General features: G+C 71.2%; 18 protein-coding genes. 8 read left to right on the top strand and 10 right to left on the bottom strand.

Translation table 11 applies throughout. The annotated features are described in order from the left end of the window. Positions 1-16: 16 nt before the first annotated feature. The 3 genes from IEY87_RS40465 to IEY87_RS40455 all read right to left on the bottom strand — a co-directional run bounded on the left by IEY87_RS40465 (position 17) and on the right by IEY87_RS40455 (position 3,316). Positions 17-1,240 carry an MFS transporter gene (locus IEY87_RS40465; RefSeq protein ID WP_189144176.1) on the bottom strand — a complete coding sequence of 408 codons (1,224 nt, stop codon included), beginning with the start codon at positions 1,238-1,240 and terminating at the stop codon, positions 17-19. A gap of 32 nt (positions 1,241-1,272) precedes the next feature. Continuing rightward, positions 1,273-1,725, bottom strand: a complete 453-nt coding sequence (locus tag IEY87_RS40460; protein ID WP_189144175.1) for a MarR family winged helix-turn-helix transcriptional regulator — start codon at positions 1,723-1,725, stop codon at positions 1,273-1,275. A gap of 115 nt (positions 1,726-1,840) precedes the next feature. Continuing rightward, a complete protein-coding gene (locus tag IEY87_RS40455; protein ID WP_308113014.1) occupies positions 1,841-3,316 on the bottom strand; it encodes an NCS2 family permease in 1,476 nt (491 codons plus the stop codon). Positions 3,317-3,365: 49 nt separating this feature from the next. On the opposite strand from IEY87_RS40455, the gene IEY87_RS40450 reads away from it, so the two are divergent. Together IEY87_RS40450 and IEY87_RS40445 are read left to right on the top strand one after the other, a co-directional pair. Beyond that, positions 3,366-3,578: a DUF2530 domain-containing protein gene (locus IEY87_RS40450; RefSeq protein ID WP_189144173.1), complete on the top strand. Its 213-nt coding sequence runs from the start codon at positions 3,366-3,368 to the stop codon at positions 3,576-3,578. Positions 3,579-3,693: 115 nt separating this feature from the next. Then, entirely contained in the window at positions 3,694-5,175 is a 1,482-nt protein-coding gene (locus tag IEY87_RS40445; protein WP_189144172.1) for an alpha/beta hydrolase, read from the top strand. 227 nt (positions 5,176-5,402) lie between these two features. On the opposite strand, the gene IEY87_RS40440 is transcribed toward IEY87_RS40445, so the two are convergent. After that, a complete protein-coding gene (locus IEY87_RS40440; RefSeq protein WP_189144171.1) occupies positions 5,403-8,459 on the bottom strand; it encodes a sacsin N-terminal ATP-binding-like domain-containing protein in 3,057 nt (1,018 codons plus the stop codon). Between the two features lie 79 nt (positions 8,460-8,538). Beyond that, a complete protein-coding gene (locus tag IEY87_RS40435; RefSeq protein WP_189144170.1) occupies positions 8,539-9,339 on the bottom strand; it encodes a DUF3027 domain-containing protein in 801 nt (266 codons plus the stop codon). Positions 9,340-9,641: 302 nt separating this feature from the next. Here IEY87_RS40435 and IEY87_RS40430 point away from each other — a divergent pair, with 302 nt between their 5' ends. Further along, positions 9,642-11,282 (top strand): MFS transporter, encoded by a 1,641-nt coding sequence (locus IEY87_RS40430; protein ID WP_225278140.1) that lies wholly within the window; start codon positions 9,642-9,644, stop codon positions 11,280-11,282. On the opposite strand, the gene IEY87_RS40425 is transcribed toward IEY87_RS40430, so the two are convergent. Together IEY87_RS40425 and IEY87_RS40420 are read right to left on the bottom strand one after the other, a co-directional pair. Continuing rightward, entirely contained in the window at positions 11,279-11,674 is a 396-nt protein-coding gene (locus IEY87_RS40425) for a cold-shock protein (protein ID WP_189144168.1), read from the bottom strand. The genes IEY87_RS40430 and IEY87_RS40425 overlap by 4 nt on opposite strands. Before the next feature lie 90 nt (positions 11,675-11,764). Then, the gene (locus IEY87_RS40420; protein WP_268241372.1) at positions 11,765-12,373 is read right to left on the bottom strand and encodes an HAD family hydrolase; all 609 of its coding nucleotides are present in this window, start codon (positions 12,371-12,373) and stop codon (positions 11,765-11,767) included. Positions 12,374-12,554: 181 nt separating this feature from the next. Here IEY87_RS40420 and IEY87_RS40415 point away from each other — a divergent pair, with 181 nt between their 5' ends. Beyond that, positions 12,555-13,202 (top strand): TetR/AcrR family transcriptional regulator, encoded by a 648-nt coding sequence (locus IEY87_RS40415; protein WP_225278142.1) that lies wholly within the window; start codon positions 12,555-12,557, stop codon positions 13,200-13,202. Between the two features lie 4 nt (positions 13,203-13,206). On the opposite strand, the gene IEY87_RS40410 is transcribed toward IEY87_RS40415, so the two are convergent. Continuing rightward, positions 13,207-14,076, bottom strand: a complete 870-nt coding sequence (locus IEY87_RS40410; RefSeq protein WP_189144167.1) for a hypothetical protein — start codon at positions 14,074-14,076, stop codon at positions 13,207-13,209. A gap of 45 nt (positions 14,077-14,121) precedes the next feature. Between IEY87_RS40410 and IEY87_RS40405 the strand changes: the two genes are divergently transcribed. After that, positions 14,122-16,452 carry a helicase-associated domain-containing protein gene (locus IEY87_RS40405; RefSeq protein ID WP_189144166.1) on the top strand — a complete coding sequence of 777 codons (2,331 nt, stop codon included), beginning with the start codon at positions 14,122-14,124 and terminating at the stop codon, positions 16,450-16,452. Here the strand turns inward: IEY87_RS40405 and IEY87_RS40400 are convergent. Continuing rightward, positions 16,441-17,043, bottom strand: coding sequence for a hypothetical protein (locus tag IEY87_RS40400; protein WP_189144165.1), 603 nt, complete (start codon positions 17,041-17,043; stop codon positions 16,441-16,443). The genes IEY87_RS40405 and IEY87_RS40400 overlap by 12 nt on opposite strands. Positions 17,044-17,415: 372 nt before the next feature. Here IEY87_RS40400 and IEY87_RS40395 point away from each other — a divergent pair, with 372 nt between their 5' ends. The 3 genes from IEY87_RS40395 (at position 17,416) to IEY87_RS40385 (ending at position 21,043) form a co-directional block, all read left to right on the top strand. After that, positions 17,416-18,906, top strand: coding sequence for a class I adenylate-forming enzyme family protein (locus tag IEY87_RS40395; protein WP_189144164.1), 1,491 nt, complete (start codon positions 17,416-17,418; stop codon positions 18,904-18,906). Between the two features lie 62 nt (positions 18,907-18,968). After that, the gene (locus tag IEY87_RS40390) at positions 18,969-19,319 is read left to right on the top strand and encodes a hypothetical protein (RefSeq protein ID WP_189144163.1); all 351 of its coding nucleotides are present in this window, start codon (positions 18,969-18,971) and stop codon (positions 19,317-19,319) included. 71 nt (positions 19,320-19,390) lie between these two features. Continuing rightward, positions 19,391-21,043 carry a DNA repair helicase XPB gene (locus tag IEY87_RS40385; protein WP_189144162.1) on the top strand — a complete coding sequence of 551 codons (1,653 nt, stop codon included), beginning with the start codon at positions 19,391-19,393 and terminating at the stop codon, positions 21,041-21,043. A gap of 209 nt (positions 21,044-21,252) precedes the next feature. Here IEY87_RS40385 and IEY87_RS40380 read toward each other — a convergent pair whose 3' ends face one another. Next, the gene (locus IEY87_RS40380; RefSeq protein WP_189144161.1) at positions 21,253-21,576 is read right to left on the bottom strand and encodes a hypothetical protein; all 324 of its coding nucleotides are present in this window, start codon (positions 21,574-21,576) and stop codon (positions 21,253-21,255) included.

The following is a 21,576-nucleotide window of genomic DNA, read 5'->3' as shown; positions in this document are numbered from 1 at the left end:
TGTGCACCGCGGCGGGTCAGGCGGTGGCCGGCGCCCGGCGCGCGACCCTCGAGACGATCAGCTTGGTCGCCAGGACCGCGAGCGCGGTGCCCACGAGCACGAACGCGCCGGAGAGCACGACGCCCGTCCTGGGCCCGCCGAGCTCGGACATCCAGCCGACCAGCGGCGCCCCGAGAGGCGTGCCACCGGTGAAGACCAGCATGTAGATGCCCATGACCCGGCCGCGCATCTCGGGGGAGGTGGCGAGCTGGACGATGGAGTTCGCGGCCGTGTTGATGGTGATCAACGCGATGCCGGTGGGGATCAGCATCCCCAGGTAGACCGGGTAGACGGGGGCGAAGCCGGAGGCGATCTGGAACAGCCCGAACCCGATCGCGCCGGCGAACAGCACCTTGCGCGACATGCTCGCCCTGCGCGCGGCCAGCAGCGCCCCAGCGAGTGCGCCGACGGCGAACATGCTGGAGGCCAGGCCGAAAGAGGACGCCCCTGCCTTGAAGACCTCGCGGGCCATCAGCGCGATCGACATCGAGAACGACTGGGAGAACATCGACACGAACGCGAGCAGCAGTATCGGCATCAGCAGCTCTTCGTGCCGGAGCACGTACTTGAGCCCTTCGCGGAGCTGGCCCTTGGCGCGTGGCACCGGATCGGACAGGGTCAGCTCGGACTTGCGCATGAAGACCAGGCTGGAGATGACGGCGGCGAAGGTGAGCGCGTTGACCAGGAAGATCGGGCCGGTTCCGCCGAGCACGTAGATGAGCAGTCCGGCGAGCGCCGGTCCCACCACGCGGGCCAGGTTGAAGATCGAGCTGTTGAGCGCGATGGCGTTGGACAGGTCCCGCCGGCCGACCATCTCGACCACGAACGCCTGCCGGGTCGGCACCTCCACACAGGAGATCAGGCCGAGCGTGAACGCCATCACGTAGACGTGCCACACCTGGGCGGCGCCCGTCATGGTCAGCACACCGATGCTGAGCGCGAGGGCGGCCATCAGCGACTGCGCGGTGATGAGGATCGGCCGCTTGGGGTAGCGATCGGCCAGCACGCCGCCGAACATGCCGAACAGCAGCATCGGGAGGAACTGCAGTGCGGTCGCCGTGCCGAGCGCCGCGGCGCTGCCGTTGGTCAGCTCCAGCACCAGCCAGTCCTGGGCGGTGCGCTGCAGCCAGGTGCCGATGTTGGAGACGGCGCCACCGGCCGCGAACATGCGATAGTTGCGAACCCTGAGTGACCGGAACATCCCGGTCCTGGGTTCTTCGGGCTCCTCGGGCTCTAGATCCTGCTGAGCTTCTCCAGAATGGGGGCCGCCTGCCGGAGAATCGAGCGCTCCTCGGGGGTCAGCTCCATCAGCCGCTGGGTCAGCCACGCCTCCTTGCGGGCGCGCTCCTCCTTCAGCAACTGCCGGGCGGCCTCGGTCACGCTCACGGTCACCTGGCGCCGGTCGGTCGGATGCGGGGCGCGCTGGAGCAGCCCACGTTCCTCTAGGGCGGCGACCACGCGCGTCATCGAGGGCGGTTGCACCTTCTCGAGTCCGGCCAGCTCGCCGGGGGTTATCGAGGAATGGCGCTCCACCGCGGCGAGTGTCGCGAACTGCGTGGGCGTCAGCGAGTGCGCCGCCGCCTGCCGCCGGAGTCGCCGGGTCAGTCTTGCCAATGAGACGCGCAGCGCTGAAGCGAGGCCCGCGCCGGTGCGTAGGTCCATCTTGGGCTGAGGTGTGGTTAGCATGAGTCATTACCTTTGCTAACTATATAGCAGATCGCGATATTTCCCTAACGGAGGAAGTGTCTCACTCCTTGATACACCGGGGCGGCCCCCAGCGCGCGGGGCCGCCCCAGCCGTCTCACAGCCCGAACAGCACCCTGATCGGCCCGAGCGCGAAGTACACGACGAACAGCAGCGCCACCCCCCACATCAGCGGGTGGATCTCCTTCGCCTTGCCCCGCACGACCTTGATGAGCACGTACGAGATGAAGCCGGCGCCGATGCCGTTGGAGATCGAGTACGTGAACGGCATGAGCGCGATGGTGAGGAACGCCGGGATGGCGATCTCGTAGTCGGTCCAGTCGATGTCCCGGATCGCGGTCATCATCAGGAAGCCGACGATCACCAGTGCGGGCGCGGCGGCCTCGTACGGTACGACACTGACCAGCGGCGTGAAGAAGATCGCCACCAGGAACAGCAGGCCGGTCACCACGCTCGCGAGGCCGGTCCTGGCCCCCTCGCCGACCCCGGCGGCCGACTCGATGTAGGTGGTGTTGGAGGAGACCGATCCGGCCCCGCCCGCGACGGCCCCGAGCGAGTCGATGAGCAGGATCTCCTTGGTACGCGGCAGCGTCCCGTCCTCCTGCACCAGGTCCGCCTGGCGGCCGACGCCGACGATCGTGCCCATGGTGTCGAAGAAGTCCGTGATGAGCAGCGTGAACACGAACAGCAGCGCCAGCAGGACGGAGACCGAGCTGAACGCGCCGAACGGGTCGAACTCGGTGAACAACACGAGCGGGTTGTGGAAGCCGAAGACCTCGGTCGGCCAGGCGGGGACGGTGAGCTGGAAGCCGCCCGGGTTCTCGGCGGAGAACTGGCCGGACGACGTCAGGGCCTCCACGATGATCGCCAGTACGGTGGTGACGACGATGCCGATGAGGATCGCGCCCTTGACCTTGCGCGCGACCAGCGCGGCGGTGAGGAGCAGGCCGACCACGAACACGAAGATCGGCCAGGACGTCAGGCTGCCCGCGATGCCCATCTCCAGCGGCGGCCCGGCCGGCACCCGGCGCACGAATCCGGCGTCCACGAAGCCGATCAGCGCGATGAACAGGCCGATGCCGACGCTGATGGCGGTCTTGAGCTGATTGGGGATGGCCTTGAACACCGCCACCCGCAGCCCCGTCAGGACCAGGATGCCGATCACGACACCCTCCAGGAAGATCAGGCCCATGGCCTCTTCCCAGGTCATCAACGGGGCGATGTTGAAGGTGACGAAGGCGTTCAGCCCCAGCCCGGCCGCCAGCGCGAAAGGCACCCGGGCCACGACGCCCATGAGGATGGTCAGCACGCCGGCCACGAACGCGGTCCCGGCGGCCACCAGCGCCACGTTGGGCGTGGTGCCGTCGCCGATGACCTCGCCCTGAATGTCCTTACCGTTGGCGATGATGATCGGGTTCAGCACCACGATGTAGGCCATGGTGAAGAAGGTGGCCAACCCGCCCCGGACCTCACGGGATACGGTTGAGCCACGTGCGGAGATTGCGAAGAAACGATCTATTGCATGACGAGTGTCGTTCACGGGCGAAGAGTGACAGTTAGGGTGTTTTGCCACAAAGACCGGTAATCGGATCGAGACCCGATTGGAAGCTAGGGTGGATGTCGTGACGCAGCAGTGGCACCCCGACCCCGAGCCGATCGAGACCAACGACACGGCGGCCGTCGGCATCGGCACCGGCCTGTGGGCGATCGCCCTGGTCGCGTTGCTGATCTTCCGCCCCGCCCCGGAGAACACCTGGTGGATCTGGACCTGCCTGACGGGCGTCGGGTTCGGCTTGCTGGGCATGTGGATCGTGAGCAGGCCCCGCCGTAGCTGACATCTGTCACGTCCGGGCCCTGGCCGTTGTCACCCCGGACCCCTTCAGGAAGTCACCCGAAAGAGCTGTTACGCCGCACTACATGGGTATTTGTCCTGCCATCATGCTAGATGCCATGAAAAAGACCTTGTTCACATTCGTCGTGGGTGTGACGGCTCTCGCCGGGTGCGGCACCTCCGGCGAGCCCGCGGCCCAGCCCACCACCACGCCGACCGCCCAGAGCGCCGGCACGGTGGCCTGGAGCACCTGTACGGGCCTCACCGGCCCCGACGGCAAGCCGGTCGCGCCCGACCCGGCCGTCCAGTGCGGCAAGGTCGCCGTCCCCCTCGACTACGCCAAGCCCTCCGGCGACACGATCGACCTGGCACTGCTCCGCATCAAGGCCACCGGCGACCGGCTCGGCTCCCTGGTCTTCAACTTCGGCGGCCCCGGCGCGTCAGGCGTCGACACGATGCCCCTGGCCGGCCGGGCCTTCGCCAGCCTGGGCACCCGCTACGACCTGGTCAGCTTCGATCCGCGCGGCGTCGAACGCAGCGCCGGCGTCACCTGCGGCGGCGAGATCGACAAGCTGCTGGAGTCGACTGTCGCCGCGGACGGCGACCGGCTCGCCAAGGAGTTCGCCGCCGCCTGCGAGAAGGACTCCGCCAAGGTGCTGCCGCACGTCGGCACCGTCAACGCCGCCCAGGACCTCGACCGCATCCGCGCCGCGGTCGGCGACGAGAAGCTCAACTACTTCGGCCTGTCGTACGGCACCCACCTCGGCGCCGTCTATGCCACCAAGTTTCCGCGCAACGTCGGCCGCTTCGTCCTGGACAGCGCCTACGACCCGACCGTCACCTTCGAGGAGCGGGCGGTGATCCAGGCGACCGGCTTCGCCAAGTCCTTCGACGCCTTCGCCGAGAGCTGCGTCGCCCAGGGCTGCGACCTGGGCAAGACCGGCGACGAGATCGAGCGGAACGTCGAGAAGCTGCTGGACGGACTCAAGGACAAGCCGCTCAAGGTCGGCGACCGCGAGCTCACCTACGGCCTGGGCCAACTGGCCATCATCACCCCGCTGTACGCCAAGGCCACCTGGCCCATGCTGGAGCAGGGCGCCGCGGCCGCCATCAAGGGCGACGGCAGCACGCTGCTGTCGCTGGCCGACTCCTACACCGGCCGCAAGCCCGACGGCACCTACTCCACCATGATGGCCAGCCTGCAGGCGATCAACTGCGTGGACAGCGCCGAGCGGCCCACCGAGGCCGAGACAGCCGCGATCAACGAGAAGGTGCGGAAGGTCTTCCCGATCCTCGCCGCCGACAGCTCCTCCGGCGGGGCCTGCGCCCACTGGCCCGCCGAGGGCACCGACGAGGCCAAGAAGATCGACGCCACCGGCTCCGCGCCCATCCTGGTCGTCGGCGGCAAGGGCGACCCCGCCACCCCCTACCAGTGGGCGGTCTCCCTCACCGAACGGCTCAAGACCGGCGTCCTGGTCACCTACGAGGGCGAAGGCCACGGCGCCTACCTCAGCGGCAGCAGCTGTGTGATGCGCACGGTCGACGCCTACGTGCTGAACGACAAACTCCCCGCCGCCGACACCACCTGCCCCGCCAGCTGACCACCCACCGAGCCTGCCCGGCCGACCACGCCAGGCAGGCCCTCACGGAGACCGCGGCAACCCACGCAGCGAAATCCGGGCGAACACGGCCCAGGCCGGACTACGACAAATCCCGACCTGGGCCAGCGTTATGACGAAATCCTGACTTGCGCCCGCCCTTGGGACGGCCTTACGAATGGGCCGGCCCTTGGGGCGGGGTTACGAATGGGCCGGCCCATGGGGCGGGGTCAAGACAGGTCCGACTCGGCCAGCAGGAGGGGCACCGCGTCGGGGTCGCGCAGCAGGGCGGCGACCGCCAGCCGGTCGTTCCACTGGCCGGTGGCCCAGGCCAGGCCACGCGCCAGCCCGTCCAGCCCGGTGCAGTGCACGGCGCCCTCGAAGAAGCGCCACGCGCAGGCCACCCCGTCCACCAGCAGCTTGTCGTGCTCGACGTAGGTCTCGGGGGCCGTCGGGAGCAGCGAGCGCACCTGGGGCGGCACCTGCCGCGTCTCGCCCGCCGAGGTGACCTCGCCGGAGGTCATCTCGCCGGCGAGTGGCAGGTCGAGCAGCTCCGACAGCGACTCGGCCAGGTCGTACGGGGCCAGCACCAGCGGATGGTGGGTGACCAGTTGCAGCAGGTCGGGCGCCTCCACCACGACGACCTGATCGGCGTCGGCCACCACGATGTCGCCGCCGAGCACCGAGCGGACCCGGGTCGGCGGCGCCACCCGGGACGGCTCGACGCCCGCCAGCGCGATCCACAGGGCGCGCAGCTGAGCCCGGTCGACCACGATGGACTCGTCGGCCATCAGGTCGAGCAACTCCTCCGGGCCGCCGTGCGACTCCAGCAACTCGGCCAGCGTGCTGCGCACACCGAGCATCGCCAGCGCCGCCTCGTCCAGCCCCGCCGGCGCGTCACCGTAGAGGCCCTGCAGCAGCGGGTCGGCTCCCGGCAGCCGCAGCTCGCGCGGCTTGCGCCCGCCGAGCACGGCATGACCGGCCAGCCACCAGGCGGTGTAGGAGGGCACCTCGACGCCCTCGACGCGCAGCGGATGCAGGGCGGCGCGCAGCGGCGGCCTGGTCAGCAGCGCCAGCGCGGCCGCCCAGTCGGCGACGAGCTCCAGGTCGCGCACCGCCACGAACTCCGGCACCACCGGCGGCACCTCGAGGTCGGGCAGCAGGTCGTGCAGATGGTCCAGCCAGTCGTCCTCGCCGTCGAGGTCGTGGTCGCAGTCGTCCTGGTCGAGCAGCACGTCGGCGTCGTGCACCACGGCGAAGCCGTCGAGCACCCCGGCGGCGGCCAGCACCCGCGGCCCGTAGGTGGCCACCAGGTCGTCGGCGGCCACCCCGAGGTGCGTGTCGGGCTCCAGCAGTCCCGCCAGGGCGCCGCCGGCCAGCATCAGCTCGCCCGCCGGATAGAGCTCGCCGTCGGTGCCGCGCAGCGCCAGCTCCGCCAGCCACGGCGCCTCACCGGGCGCCAGCGACGCCGTCTGCACCAGCGACAGCACCGCCTTGGCCAGCGGCTCGGGGTCGGAACTGTCGATCGACTGGGCGACGGCCTCCCTGGTGAGCGGGTCTTCGAGGATGGTCCTGGGGGTGGCCTCGGCGGCGCCCAGCCGCACCAGCGTCGGATGGGCGGCGTCCGGGTGCACGATGCGCAGCCCGAGCGGCGCGAGATCGAGCCCCACCTGCTCGGCCCCGCCGCCCGAGGCGACCGAGCCGGGCTCCAGGATGAGCGTGCCGCGCGGGCCGCGCACCAGCCGCCCGTCGGCCAGCGGCACCGGCAGGGCGCCCAGCGACTCGGGGTCGTCGGCCGGCAGCACGTCGTAGAGCGAGCGCCACCACGACGGGTCGCGCGCCTCCACCGCCTCACCCGACAGCAGGTCCACCACCTCGGCCAGCTCCACCCGGCGCACGCCGAGCGAGCCCATGGCGGGATCCCTGGCGGGCCAGCCGGCCGGCAGCAGGCCGGGAACGAAGTCGGCGACGGCCGCCAGCAGCTCCGACGAGCCCGCGACCACGGCGGCCTCCCGGCCGGCGACGACCCAGCCGTCCGCCCCCGGCTCCTGGGCCGGGTGCTCGACCTGCCACTCGGCGTCGGGCTCGTAGACGTCGGCGTCGGCGAACGACGGCGTCTGCACGGCGGGGGCGGGAGCCGACAGCGCGGGCAGCAGCGGGACGTCGGGGAGCCGCTGCAGGATGGCCCGGCGCACCCGGGCGTCGAGCTCGCCCTTGCCCATCAGGGCCGGGACCAGGTTGAGCAGCTTGGGCGTGCGCGGCAGCTCCTTGAGCAGCCGGACATAGGCGTCGGCGGCCTGCTCGACCAGGAAGTCGGTCAGCGGGCCCTTGGCCACGTGGCGGCGGTCGGTGGCCATCGGGAAGGAGGCGATGAGCAGCGCGGGCAGCGCGAGCGGCTCGTCGCTGGGCGTCGGCGCGTGCACCACGGGCGGCACGTTGGCCGGCAGCGGCCCCGGCTCCCCTGTGCCGGTGAGCGGGACGGCCCAGCGCACCGACCAGAAGGGCCGGGCGCGCTCCTCGGTCGGGCGGTCGGCGAAGAGCGCCGCCACCTCGTCGGGGGCGAAGTCCCCGGAGGCGGAGACCACGTGCCAGCCGTCGGCCGACACCGTGCGGATCTCGCCGTCGAGGTCGATCTCGATCGCGGTCAGGGCGGGCATGCCCAGCGGCAGCGCCGGGCCCGCCTCGGTGAGCATCCGCCGCACCGCCTCGGCCGACGCCTGGTCACGCAGCGGGAGACGTACGACGGAGTCGAAACCGTCGGGGACGTCGAGCGGGTCGGCCGCGAACGGCAGGCGCAGCAGCGGGACGTGGCCCGAACGGGAGGTCAGCTCGCCCGCGAGCCCCGGCACGGCGGCGACCAGCTCGGTCGTCCCCGCGCGCGACCAGCGGACCGCGCCCGTGGCGCGGGAGCCGATGGCCGGCTCGTCGCAGACGGAGACCACCGCCGCGAAGCCGACGCCGAACCGGCCGGCCGCGCCCACCTCGTCACGCTTGCCGGACACGCGCAGCGTCGACAGGCCCTCGACACCGACGGCGTCGAGCGGTGCGCCGGTGTTGGCCGCGATCAGCACGTCATCGCGCAGCGTCAGCCGGAGCACCCCTGGCACGCCCGCGCGCAGCGCCGCGTCGGCGGCGTTCTGCGCCAGCTCGACGATCAGCCGGTCGCGGTAGCCGCCGAGCGCGAAGTCCTCCTCGGCATTGGCGTCCTCGCGGAATCTGGCGGGCGAGGCCGTCCAGGAGGCGAGCACGGCGGCCCGCATCCGGTCGGTGCCAAAGGTGTCGGTCATCGATCACGATCCTGTATATGAAGTAGGCGAGACACCGTAGGTTAGCGGCCCTCGCCGACACTTCCCGACAGGAAAAGGATCAGGAGTGGCCGAGCTCCTCGGAGGCGGCTTCGTCCACCGAACCGGCCTCCTCCTCCATCATGTCGAAACTCAGCTCGTCGAGAATCGGCAGGGCCTGGTCCACGGACGGCGGCATGACGGCGGCCTCGGAGTGCGCGCCGCAGCCGTGGTCGGCGGCGACCACCCGGCCGTCGTCCGGCGCGTACTCGTTAGTGCAGACGCCGAACATCTGCCGGAGCCCACCCGCGAGCAGCCAGTAGAAGCCGCAGGTGGAGCACTGCGCGGGCGCGGCGTGTGCGATCGGAGTGTGCGGCCCGTGCTCGCCCGAATGCCAGCGTCTGGCGGTCCGGTCCTTGCCGATGGCCGAGAGCACACGTGCCCGGCCCAGGCCGTACTCGAAAATCATCTGACGATCGGTGCCGTCGTCGGTGTCGTTGAACCCCGGCTCCAGCCGGTCGTCATCCTCCGGGGTCGGCAGCAGATCGCCCACCCCCAGGTCGCCCGGCCGCAGCCGCTCGCTCCACGGCAGCCACTCGGGCGCCAGCAGCGCGCCCTGGCCGGGGAGCAGGACGGCCTCGCTGACCGTGACCTTCTTCGCCCGGGAGGCACGGGTGACCGTGACCGCCCAGCGCCAGCCGCGGTAGGCGCGGTCTTGACAGGCGAAGTAGTGGGTGACGATCCGGTCGCCCTCGCCTTCGTAGCCGAGGTGCTCGCCCGGCTCGCCCGGTCGCGCGAGCTCCCCTGCGGCGGCGCGCGCCAGATCCACCGCGTCGACACATGCCTGATCGAGCGCGGAGACGCGGGTCCTGGCACGGCTCATCGGCCCGCCTCCGCCGAAAGGTGCTGTTCGCTCACACTTCATTCTCACCCATGGCAGGACCGGACGGGGCCTCTAGTGCAGATCCGACGCTGAGATCGCCCGGAGAACGGACAGGACTCGACACGGCCGTACGGGGATCTCCGGTGCACATCCGGCACTGAGCTCACCCGGAGAACGGATGAGTCCCTTACGGACGGATGGGGATCTCCAGTGCGGATCCGGCGCTGAGATCGCCTGGCGATCGGGTAAGACTGGTAGGCGTGGAGGGAGGCTGGGAGCGAGCGAGAGAGATCTCGCGACGCATGGGACGCGGCATCGCCGGCGCGGGCCGCGCGACCGTACGCGCCGGAAAGGCGACCGCAGGCGGCACTGCCCGCGCGGGGCGAGCCACGGGCCGGGGCGTGCGCAATGTCGGTCTGGCCACCCGCCGCCTCACCCACGCCCACGGCGCCGACCGCACCGGCCTCGGCCGCCTGATCGAGCTCACCGCCGGGCACAGCGCGGGTGACACGCTGGTCACCGTGGCGCTGGCCAGCACCGTCTTCTTCGGGGTGCCGGTCGGCGAAGCACGCGGGCCCGTCGCCCTCTACCTGGTCATCACGATGCTGCCGTTCGCGTTGCTGGCGCCGTTCGTGGGGCCGATCCTCGACCGGTTCAGGTCGGGCCGCCGCTACGTCATGGCCGGCACGCTGTTCGGCCGTGGCCTGCTGTGCTTCGCGATGGCCGCCGCCGTGGGGCCGCAGGACCTGCTGACGCTGTTCGCCGGGGCGCTGGGCGTGCTGGTGCTGTCGAAGGCCTACAACGTGTCGAGGGCCGCGATCATGCCGAGCGTGCTGCCCGCCGACATCACGCTCGTCTCGGCCAACGCCAGGGTGGCGCTGTTCTCGCTGGTGACCGCCGGGGTGATGGTGCCGGTCGGCGCGGGGCTGACGCTCTGGCTGGGCAGCACCATGATGCTGCGGGTGGCGATGGTGGTGTTCCTGGTCGCCGGCGTGTTCGCCGTCCGGCTGCCGCGGCATGTGGACTCCCCGGACCTCGACGAGGAGACGCCCGAGGAGGGCCGGGCGCCGCGCTGGCGGACCCTGCTCAACGTGGGCCCGGCGGTGGGCGAGGCGGTCTGGGCCAACGTGGCCATCCGGCTGTTCTCCGGCTTCCTGCTGTTCTTCCTGCTCTTCCTGGTGCAGGACAAGGGTGTGCCGTGGCTGGCCGTACCCGACCCGTTCTTCGACACGCCGAAGACGATCGCGCTGCTGGCGGCGGCGGCCGGGATCGGTGGCCTGATCGGCGCGTTCGCCGCCAACTGGACGCGCAACCACGCGCCCGGCGCCATCGTGCTGATCACGCTGGGCACGACCGCGGTGACCACGGTCGTGGCCGCGATCTTCTTCGGCCTGTGGGCCGCGGTCGCGGTCTCGCTGATCACCGCGTTCGCCCAGGAGCTGGGCAAGCTCGCGCTCGACGCGATCGTGCAGCGCGAGATCGGCGAGGAGGTGCGCTCGTCCACGTTCGGCGTGGTCGAGGCGATGCTGCAGCTCGCCTGGGTGTTCGGCGGGCTGATCGGGCTGGTCCTGTCGCTGACCGAGAGCAGCACGGCGGGGCTGGTCACGCTGGCCGTGGTGCTGACCGCCGTACTCGGCTGGCTGGTCGTGACCAGGCGCACCCGCATCCGCGCCGCCAACCGCCGGGCCCGCGCCCAGCACGCCGACCCGCCCACCGACCGGCACCCGGCGGCCCAGCCCTCCGGCGCGCATCCCGACCCCCGGCCGGACCGGTACGCGGGCGAGCAGGGCGAGCAGGGCGAGCCGACCACCGACCGGTATGCCGACCAGCAGGCCCACCGGCATTCGGACCAGCAGGCCGACCCGACCGTGGACCACCGGTATTCAGGCCAGCAAGCCGAGCCGCTCGACACCACCAAGCCGCTGACGAACCCGTTCGGTTAGGCGTCGAGGTCGTCGGCCACGGCCCTGAGCACCTGGGCGATCTTCTTGGCGTGCGCGGCGTCCGGGTGCTTGCCCCGCTGGTAGGACGTCGAGACGTCGTCGAGCAGCTTGATCAGGTCCTCGACGATCACCACCAGCTCGTCCGGCTTCTTACGCTTGACCTTCGGCTTCGTCTTCGCCAGCGTCGGCGGCTGCTCGAGGATCCGTACCGAGAGCGCCTGCTGGCCGCGCCTGCCCTCCGCGACGCCGAACTCGACCTTCTGGCCGGGCTTCAGTGGCCCGGCGTCGGCCGGGAGCGCGGAGGAATGCACGAAGACCTCACCGCCGTCGTCACGGGTGAGGAAGCCGAAACCCTTGTCGGCGTCGTACCACTTGACCTTGCCACTCGGCACAGGAGGACCTCGTTCAAACAGTCGTGATTAGGTGATGGACGTAGGTTATGCCCCGCAGAGCGGCAGGGCGACCGGGTAAATGCCGGTGAATTAAGGGACTTCCTCGCGCGAGCGCCAGGCGGCGAACCAGGTGCCGAATTCCGTCAGGTCGCTCAGCGCCACATCCGCCCCATGATCGCGCAACTGCCCCACGGTGTACGGCCCGGTCGCGACCGTCACGCTGACAGCGCCGCCCGCCCGCGCCGCCTCGATGTCCGCGACGTGATCGCCCACGTACGCCCGCGCGCCGAAGCGGGTGAGCGCCGCGCCCTTGGCCGCGCCGAAGACCGAGCCGGCCACCTCGTCCACGTCCAGTCCGAGCCGGCGCACGGTGCTCCTGGCGTCCCGGAGGTTCTTCCCGGTCACCACGATGACCCGGCCGCCACCTGCCCGTACGCTCTCGATCGCCTCGTGCGCCCCGGCCATCGCGGTGTGCGCCGGCACGCCGACCTCGGGGTAGATCTCCCGGTAGAGCTCGGCCGCGTCCAGGATCGCCTCGGCGGGCAGCCAGTTGGCCAGCTCGTGCTCCAGCGGCGGCCCGAGCCGCGCGACGATCGCCTGGCTGTCGATGGGCACGCCCAGTCGAGAGGACAGGGCATCGTAAACCGCCGCGATCCCCGTCCTTGTATCCGCCAATGTCATGTCCAGGTCGAATCCCACCGAAGTCCCCACAGGTGAAGGATGCCAAAAAAGGCGGCGATCCGCGTAACGGGCGCTGGTTGTGGGACCGTAGGAAAGACAGAAAGGAATTACTTACCGGGACGGAAGCGGCCATCGCGGACAGGACCTCGGCGCACGGCGCCGTGCCGACTACGCTCCTCACCCGGAGGTATCAGGAGAGATGACCAGATCGTCAAGCGCGGGCCCGCCCGTGACCACGAGCACCCGTGCCCGGATCATCGACGAGGCGCTGCGGCTGTTCGCCGAGCGGGGTTACGCCGCCACCTCGGTGGCCGAGATCGAGGCGGCCGCCGGGCTCTCCCCCGGCGCCGGCGGGCTCTACCGGCACTTCAGGTCCAAGTACGAGGTGCTGTCCGCGGCGATCAACGAGCACGCGGCCAGGACCCGCACGCAGGTCGCCGACGGCCTGGCGGAGCTGAGCGGCATGGAGACCTCGGTGGACCTGGAGGTGCGGCTGTCCCGCCTGTGCCGGGCCGGTCTGGCCAAGGTCCGCGAGGAGTCGGAGCTGACCCGGGTCTTCTTCCGCGACCTCAGCCAGTTTCCCGAGCTGGTGGCGGTGGTGCGTGAAGGGCTGCTGCAGCCCATGTTCGACGCGATCACCACCTGGTTCGGCAGCCAGCCCGAATACCGTGACGCCGAGGTCGACTGGGCGAGCATCGGCGCCGTGCTCGGCGGGGCGGTCGTGCACTACCGGCTGTTCCAGGAGACGGTGGGCCTGACGCCGGGCAACACGGAGAAGGACCGGTTCGTCAGCGCGTGGGTGCGGCTGGCCGTCGGCCTGCTGCCCAGCCCCGCGCCCGTCACCTGACGCCTCAACGGCCGGCGTCGCCGTCGAGGAGCCGGAAGACGAGCCAGGCGACGCCCGCACCCGTCCCGATCATGAACATCACGCCGCTCGCGTCGAAGAACTCCAGCATGAACGCCTGCAGCCCCGGCCGGTCCCCCACCCGCAGGCCGCCCACGACCACGCCGCCCACGGTGTAGCCGAGCAGGGGCGCGAAGACCCCGATCAGCCGCTCACGCAGCGTCCAGGCGTCGCTCGCCATGACCAGGATCGCGCCGAGCGCCCACACCATCACCGGCACCCGGAAGATGGCCACGGCGGGCAGGTCGAAGGGCACGAGCAGCGCGGCGACCACGAGGATCGCCAGGGCGGCGATCTCCCGCGGGTGGTCCTTGACGACGGTCCTGGCGTCCCGGCCGCCGGTGGCCAGCGGGTTCGCGGTGAACATGGCCGCCCTGCGCAGCCAGGCGAACGGCAGACCCCGCTCCGGCCCGGCCGGCCGCCGCCCGACCGGCCGACGCGCCACGCCCGGCGGCAGGCTCTCGTCGTCCCTGATCCTGGGGAAGGCCGCCGTCGCGCCGGACCGCGCCGCCGCCGGATCGGGGTGCGCCGCGGGCCCGACGGTGGGCAGGGCCGGCGAAACCCCCGTTCGTACGGTCTCAGGGGCGGACTCGGCCAGCCTGCGCACCTCCCGCTCCACCAGGAGGGCAGGGTCGCCGAAGTGGTCGAGCACCTTGGCCATCCGCCGGGCGTCCTCGCTGCCCTGCCGCTCCTCCTCGATCCTGGCCCGCAGCCGCCTGGTGAAGTCGATCCGCTGGTCGGCCCGGAGCACCCCGTGCGCCGCGTCGGCCGCCGCGCTGACGTAGTTGAGGATGAGCAGGTCCACTCGCTCTGTCACGCCTAGCAATGCTGCCCCAATGAGCAGGGACATACCATGGCATCGATGGAGTTCACGGAGTGGATCAGGGGGCGTACCGACGAGGAGCTGCGGACGCTCGTCTCAGCGCGTCCCGAGCTGATCAGTCCGGTGCCGGCCCACTTGGAGGGGCTGGCGGCGCGGGCGGGCAGCCCCTCGGCGATCGCGCGGGTGCTCGACCGGCTGGACCGCTTCACCCTGGCGGTCGTCGAGACGCTGGCCGTACACGAGGGGCCGATCAGGAAGACGGCGCTGCGCGAGCTGGTCGGCGGTGCGCTGGCGGCGGGCAAGCCCGAGCCCGCGCTGGGCGCGGCGCTGGCGCGGCTGCGCGACCTGGCCCTCGTCTACGGCCCCGACAGCGCGATCGACCTGGCCCCGGGCGTGCGCAAGGTGCTGGAGGACCCGGCGGGGCTGGGGCCGATCGCCGAGGTGGCGTTCCGGCACCACCCGCCGGAGCAGTTGACGGAGATGGCCGACGAGATCGCGCCCAGTACGACCGGGTCCGGCAGGGAGCGCCTGGCCGCGGCGCTGACCGACCCGGCGGCGCTCATCGACCAGGTCTCGCCCGAGGCGCGGCACGCGCTCGAACAGCTCGCCTGGGGACCGCCGACCGGCCGGGTGCCCAACGCCCGCCGCGAGGTGCGGCTGGACACCGCCCGCTCGCCCATCGAGCAGTTGCTGGCCCGCGGCCTGCTGGCGGCGACCGGCGAGGAGAGCGTGACGCTGCCCCGCGAGGTCGGCCTGCACCTGCGTGGCGGGCGGGTGCACCGGGACCTGCTCGCCGTGCCGCCCGCGCTGGAGGGCACCGCCCGCGACCAGGCCATGGCCGACCGGACCGCCGCCGGGCAGGCGTTCATGTTCGTCCGGGCGGTGGAGGAGCTGTGCGAGCGGTGGAGCATCGATCCGCCCGGCGTGCTGCGCACCGGCGGGCTGGGCGTCCGCGACATGAAACGTACGGCGAGCGAGCTCGACCTGCCCGAGTGGGCCACCGCGCTGGTCGTGGAGGTCGCGCACGCGGCCGGGCTGACCTCGGCCGGCGGCAGCGTCGACGGCGAGTGGCTGCCGACCAGCGGCTACGACCTGTGGCGGATCAGAGGCACCGCCGACCGGTGGGTGGTGCTGGCCGCCGCCTGGCTGCAGATGGACCGGGTGCCCGGCCTGGTCGGCGAGCGCGACGACCGTGACCGCCCGCTCAACGCGCTCCACCCCGACCTGCGCCGCTCCTCCGCACCGGCGGTGCGCGCCGCCACCCTCGGCGTGCTGGACGCCGCGCCGGGGCTCGCGCCCTCGCGGGACAGCGTCCTGCGAAGGCTCGCCTGGGAGCAGCCGCGCCGCCGTGGCCCGCTGCGTGAGCAGCTCACCGAGTTCGCGCTGCGCGAGGCCGAGCAGCTCGGCCTGACCGGGCTCGGCACGCTGTCCGGCCACGGGCGCGCCCTGCTCGCGGGCGAGGCCGCCGCCTCGGTGCTGGACCCGCTGCTGCCCGAGCCGGTCGATCACGTGCTGCTGCAGGCCGACCTGACGGCGGTCGCGCCAGGGCCGCTGACCAGCGAGCTGAACCGCTGGATGACGCTCGCCGCCGACGTGGAGTCCAAGGGCGGCGCGACGGTCTACCGGTTCGCCGAGAGCTCCGTACGACGCGCCCTCGACGCCGGGCAGGGGGTCGAGGAGCTGCTGGCCATGCTGGAGCGCCACTCCGCCACGCCCGTCCCCCAGGCGCTGTCCTACCTGATCTCCGACGTGGGCCGCCGGCACGGCCGGATGCGGGTCGGCACCGCGTCCGCCTACATCCGCTGCGACGACCCGGCGCTGCTCGACCAGATCAGCGCCGACCGCCGCTCGGCCGCGCTGCGCCTGCGCAGGCTGGCGCCCACGGTCATCGCCTCGCGCTCGTCACGGGCCGCGCTGGTCGACTCGCTGCGCGCCATGGGGTACGCCCCCGTTCCCGAATCACTGGACGGCGACGTGATCATCTCCCAGCTGGAGAGCAGGCGGACCGAGGGGCCGGCCCCGGCGCGGCCGGTGACCTCACCCAACGGCCTCGACCCGGAGGTGGCCACGGCCGCCGTCCGCGCGCTGCGGGCCGGCGACGCCGCGCACCTGGCCCGGCGCGAGCCCGTGGACGCCCCCAGCGGCCAGGTCCCGCGCAGCCCCGCCACCGCCACGATCTCGGTGCTGCAGGACGCGATCAGGCAGGGCGTACGCGTCTGGATCGGCTACCTCGACTCGCAGGGCAACGCCACCTCCCGCATCCTGGAGCCGGCCAGGATGGAGGGCGGTTACCTGACCGCCTACGACGAGACCAGGGCCGCCGTGCACCGTTTCGCGCTGCACCGGATCACCGGCGTCTCAGGCATCTGACACCTGGCGGGCCAGGTCCACGACCGCGGCCGGCGAGGTCAGGCCGGCCGCGTGCGCCCTGGCCGCGGCCAGCTCGGGGCCGTCCGCCCTGCCCCCGGATCCGGCGACGCACAGCTCGAACAGCTCGGCGGCGGCGGGCGGCTCCCAGGGCTGTTCGACCTCGACCGTCGGCGCGGGCGCGCCGTTCCTGGTCAGGACGAGGAAGCAGCCGACCTCGACGAGCTCGTCGGCCAGCTTGAGCAGGTCGTGCCGCTCGTCGGCGCCACCGGCCCAGTCGGGCAGCAGGTAGGCGCGGCCGGGCTCGAACTCCATCCGCGCGGCCAGCTCGACCACCGTCGCCACCGGGGAGAGCACCGCGACGCTGCCCTCGGCCAGCGACATCCGGGACAGCAGGGCGATGGCCCCCAGCCGCTTGCCCGTCGCCTCGGCGCCCGACAGGACCAGGAGATGGCCGTCGGCGAGCCTGCGCACCGCCTCGGGGAAGCCGGGCGGCTCCAGGTAGGTGCGCAGGTGGCGGGCGACGTCGTACGGACTGATGTCCTCCAGGACGGCCGGCGGGAACTCGAGGGGCGGCTCAGTCGCGAGGTTCACAGGGCGCACCGCAAGTCGACGGCCTGAAGATTGTTTTCACCCGTAATCGTGGGCCAACGGGCTCTTTCATTATTGGTAAAGATTCTTGGCTATTGCTTCCCGGCTGCTCCGACCTCACAGTATGCCGATATTTCGGGATGCAGGGAGTCATGATGATCTTTCCTCCATTTGCTGGTACGTGTCCTGCCTGGCCCAGGTTTCCCATCACCTCAATACTGGATCGGCCCGTACGAGAAACAGGAATCACCGCAGGGCGGATTTATGCCTAAATAACGGGAAGTGGCGCACCCTCCACAATGACTAGTCAGGCTCTGCGACTTGCGCGCCGCCGGAGCTTGACTCCGCCCAGCGAACCGCATCAAGTTAGGGCATGTGACCGAGCAGACACTGGGCCGGCTGGCCGAGGAATCGTGGACCAGGTTCGAGGACTTCGACTCGGTGTTCTACGAGGGGGTCTGGCACCGCAGCCACACGCTGGCCGTGCGGGCCCGCCGGGCCTGTGGCGGATTTGTCGAGGCCGGGATCCGGCCGGGTGACCGGGTCGTGCTGATGATGGCCACCTCGCCCGAGGTGCAGGTCATCTATCAGGCGCTGTGGGCGGCGGGCGCGGTGGTGACGCCGGTGGTGTTCCTGGTCAGCGCCGAGGAGCTGCGGCACATCCTGCTCGACAGCGGCGCGGTGGCCGTCGTCACCTCGCCGGAGCTGGTGGCCACGGTGGAGGCGACCGGGGTGGACGTGCCGGTGTACGTCGACACGGCCGAGCTCGAACGGGCCGACGAGCACGGTCCGGTGCCGAGGGACCCGGGCGACCTGGCCGCGCTGATGTACACGGGCGGCACGACCGGCAGGGCCAAGGGCGTCATGCTCAGCCACGCGGGCCTCTGGCAGGTGGCCAAGGCATCCTACGAAATATCCCACCAGGAGGGGATCAATCGTGCGATCGTGCCGGTGCCTCTCTCCCATGCCTACGGGCTGATCGTCACGGTCGCCGGCATGCACGCCACCGAGCCGCCGCAGGCCGTGCTGATGCGCTGGTTCGACCCCGCGGCGTTCCTCCGCCTCGCGGCCGAGCAGCGCGTGCGCTACGGCGCCGTGGTCCCGTCCATGCTGCAGATGCTGCTGGCCGAGCCGCTGGAGTCGCACCCGCTGCCCGACCTGGCCTTCCTCACCTGCGGCGCGGCCCCGCTCGGCCGGGACGTGCTGGTGGAGTTCGAACGGCGGATGCCGGGCGTGCAGATCCTGGAGGGCTACGGCCTGACTGAGACCAGCGCGGTGACCACGTTCAACCCGCCGGGCAGGCGCAAGCCCGGCAGCGTGGGCCTGCCGCTCCCCGGCTACACGATCACCATCCGCGACCCGTGGGGCGAGGTCATGGAGACCGGCGACGTGGGCGAGATCTGCGTCTCCGGCACGGCGCTGATGCTCGGCTACTGGGGCGAGCACGCCCCCGACCCCGGCGGCACCGCGCTGGAGGACGGCGAGCTGCGCACCGGCGACATCGGCTGCCTGGACGACGACGGCTACCTCCACGTCGTGGACAGGAAGAAGGATCTGATCATCCGGGGCGGGTTCAACGTGTTCCCGCGCGATGTGGAGGACGCGCTGAACGAGCACCCGGACGTGGTGATGTCGTGCGTGGTGGGCCGCCCCGATCCGCGCCTGGGCGAGGAGGTCGTGGCCTTCGTCCAGCTCAGGGCCGGCGGCACGGTCACCGCCGAGGAGCTGATGGCCTGGGCCAGGGACCGGGCCGGCCGGGTGAAGTATCCGCGCGAGGTGACGTTCGTCGACTCGATCCCGGTCACGAGCGCGCTCAAGCTCGACCGCAAGGCCCTGCGCGCCCGGCTCCACGATCCAGTGCGGTGAGGCATGACCGGGTCAGGCGTGTGGCTGATCCGTGATAAATGTTGACCTCACAAGGAGGTGACATGAGCCACGAAGAGCCCCCCGGCGAATACCCTTACCAGCCCTACGGTGCGCCGTACGGCCAGCAGCCCCCTCCGCAGTACGGCTACGGCTATCCCCCGCCACCACGCCACAGCGGGCCGAACGCCAACGCGATCGTCTCGCTCGTGGTCAACCTCGTCACCATCGTCAGCTGCTGCAACCTGCTCGCCATCCCCGGCGCGATCCTCGCGGGGCTGTCCCTGCGGACGTCCACCGATCCCGACACCGCCCGCACCATGGTGATCTGGAGCTGGGTCCTGCTCGGGCTGGGTTTCCTGCTGACCATCGCCACCTTCCTCTTCCTCGGCGTCAACGGCTATCTCGACGACTAGCCGGGCGGTTTCCCGGGTTCGGGACTGATTCGGCCGCCGCGCGTGTTGGATAGGCGTCAACCGTAGAAGGGATGTCTGTGAACGACGGCCCGCTCATCGTCCAATCGGACAAGACGCTGCTGCTCGAGGTCGATCACGACAAGGCCGCCGAGTGTCGTAAGGCGATCGCGCCGTTCGCCGAGCTCGAGCGCGCGCCCGAGCACGTGCACACCTACCGCGTCACGCCGCTGGCGCTGTGGAACGCGCGTGCCGCCGGGCACGACGCCGAGCAGGTCATCGACGCGCTGATCGGTCACAGCCGCTACCCGGTGCCGCACGCGCTGCTCGTCGACATCGCCGAGACCATGGCCCGCTACGGCCGGCTCAAGCTGGAGAAGGACCCGGTCCACGGCCTGATGCTGACCTCCACCGACCGGGCCGTGCTCGAAGAGGTGCTGCGCTCGAAGAAGATCCAGCCGATGCTGGGCGAGCGCCTGGGCCCCGACTCGGTCGCCGTGCATCCGAGCGACCGGGGCAACGTCAAGCAGGCGCTGCTCAAGCTCGGCTGGCCCGCCGAGGACCTGGCCGGATACGTCGACGGCGAGCATCACAAGATCGACCTGATGCAGGACGGCTGGACGCTGCGCCCCTACCAGCAGGCGGCGGCCGACGCGTTCTGGGACGGCGGCTCTGGCGTGGTGGTGCTGCCGTGCGGCGCCGGCAAGACGATCGTCGGCGCGGCCGCGATGGCGCACGCCCAGGCGACCACGCTCATCATGGTCACCAACACGGTCTCGGCCCACCAGTGGCGGCAGGAGTTGCTCAAGCGCACCTCGCTGACCGAGGACGAGATCGGCGAATACTCCGGCTCCAAGAAGGAGATCCGCCCGGTCACCATCGCCACCTACCAGGTGATGACCACCAGGCGTAAGGGCGTCTACAGCCACCTGGAGCTCTTCGACGCGCGCGACTGGGGTCTGATCGTCTACGACGAGGTGCACCTGCTGCCCGCGCCGATCTTCCGGATGACCGCCGACCTGCAGGCCCGCAGGCGGGTCGGGCTGACGGCGACGCTGGTGCGCGAGGACGGCCGCGAGGGTGACGTGTTCTCCCTGATCGGTCCCAAGCGTTACGACGCGCCCTGGAAGGAGATGGAGCACCAGGGCTGGATCGCCCCGGCCGACTGTGTCGAGGTCCGCGTCACGCTGACCGACGAGGAGCGGCTGGCGTACGCGATGGCCGAGGCGGAGGAGCGCTACCGCTTCTGCGCCTCCACGCCGTCCAAGACGCAGGTGACCAAGGCGCTGGTCCGCCGCCACCTGGGCGAGCAGGTGCTGGTCATCGGCCAGTACATCGACCAGCTCGACGAGCTGGGCGAGCAGCTGAACGCGCCGGTCATCAAGGGCGAGACCAGGATCAAGGAGCGGGAGCGCCTCTACCAGGCCTTCCGCGACAAGGAGATCCAGGTGCTGGTGGTGTCGAAGGTGGCTAACTTCTCCATCGACCTGCCCGAGGCGGCCGTCGCCATCCAGGTGTCGGGGACGTTCGGCTCCCGCCAGGAGGAGGCGCAGCGGCTCGGCCGGGTGCTGCGGCCCAAGGCCGACGGCGGCGGGGCGCGCTTCTACACGGTGGTGAGCAGGGACACGGTCGACCAGGAGTTCGCGGCGCACCGCCAGCGGTTCCTGGCCGAGCAGGGCTACGCCTACCAGATCATCGACGCGGACGACGTACACGACGAGGTGTGACGCCCGGCCGCTCGTCAAGGAGCGGCCAGGCGCTAACGCCCTATGTCCACGAGACTCCGCGGGCCGTCGACAATCGAACCACCCCCCTCACTGCGTCCTCTCCACGACGCTGCCAGATCCGGCAGCGACATACCCTGATGATCCGGCATTCCCACCTGGTATGCCCGGATTTTTCGGTATTTCCGGCGTTCGTTACGTGGCCGTGTCGATCACTTCGCGAGCATGCCGCCGAGGAACAGCACCCCTTCGGCGGCGATCCACGCCACGACGCCCGTCCCCATGAGCCGGCCGAAAAGGCGCTGGTCGTACCGAGCGGCCGGGATCAGCCAGGCCGCCAGGGTGAAACTCGCGGCGACGGCCGCGAACAGCCCCGACACGGTGGAAACGGTGGCGAGCCGCCGCGAGCAGACGGGCGGCGACTCGCCGCAGAACGCCTCCAGCCCCCAGCCCGCGAACACCGACATACTCCAGAGCGCCGCCAGCAGGAAACTCGCGACAGTGGGGATGATCGGGGAGATACCGAGCCGCGACAC

Source organism: Nonomuraea glycinis (assembly GCF_014646515.1).
In the GTDB taxonomy this organism is placed as follows: Bacteria; Actinomycetota; Actinomycetes; order Streptosporangiales; family Streptosporangiaceae; genus Nonomuraea; species Nonomuraea glycinis.
The sequence above is the reverse complement of the archived record's forward strand: the minus strand, read 5'-3'. Positions and strand labels throughout refer to the sequence as shown.

What these genes read in the sequence shown, in the direction of transcription:
- IEY87_RS40390 (WP_189144163.1), top strand. Translation starts at nt 18,969, where the DNA reads ATGAGCCACGAAGAGCCCCCCGGCGAATACCCTTACCAGCCCTACGGT.
- IEY87_RS40460 (WP_189144175.1), bottom strand. Translation starts at nt 1,725, where the DNA reads ATGCTAACCACACCTCAGCCCAAGATGGACCTACGCACCGGCGCGGGC.
- IEY87_RS40435 (WP_189144170.1), bottom strand. Translation starts at nt 9,339, where the DNA reads ATGAGCCGTGCCAGGACCCGCGTCTCCGCGCTCGATCAGGCATGTGTC.
- IEY87_RS40465 (WP_189144176.1), bottom strand. Translation starts at nt 1,240, where the DNA reads ATGTTCCGGTCACTCAGGGTTCGCAACTATCGCATGTTCGCGGCCGGT.
- IEY87_RS40430 (WP_225278140.1), top strand. Translation starts at nt 9,642, where the DNA reads ATGGGACGCGGCATCGCCGGCGCGGGCCGCGCGACCGTACGCGCCGGA.
- IEY87_RS40445 (WP_189144172.1), top strand. Translation starts at nt 3,694, where the DNA reads ATGAAAAAGACCTTGTTCACATTCGTCGTGGGTGTGACGGCTCTCGCC.
- IEY87_RS40440 (WP_189144171.1), bottom strand. Translation starts at nt 8,459, where the DNA reads ATGACCGACACCTTTGGCACCGACCGGATGCGGGCCGCCGTGCTCGCC.
- IEY87_RS40415 (WP_225278142.1), top strand. Translation starts at nt 12,555, where the DNA reads ATGACCAGATCGTCAAGCGCGGGCCCGCCCGTGACCACGAGCACCCGT.
- IEY87_RS40385 (WP_189144162.1), top strand. Translation starts at nt 19,391, where the DNA reads ATGTCTGTGAACGACGGCCCGCTCATCGTCCAATCGGACAAGACGCTG.
- IEY87_RS40405 (WP_189144166.1), top strand. Translation starts at nt 14,122, where the DNA reads ATGGAGTTCACGGAGTGGATCAGGGGGCGTACCGACGAGGAGCTGCGG.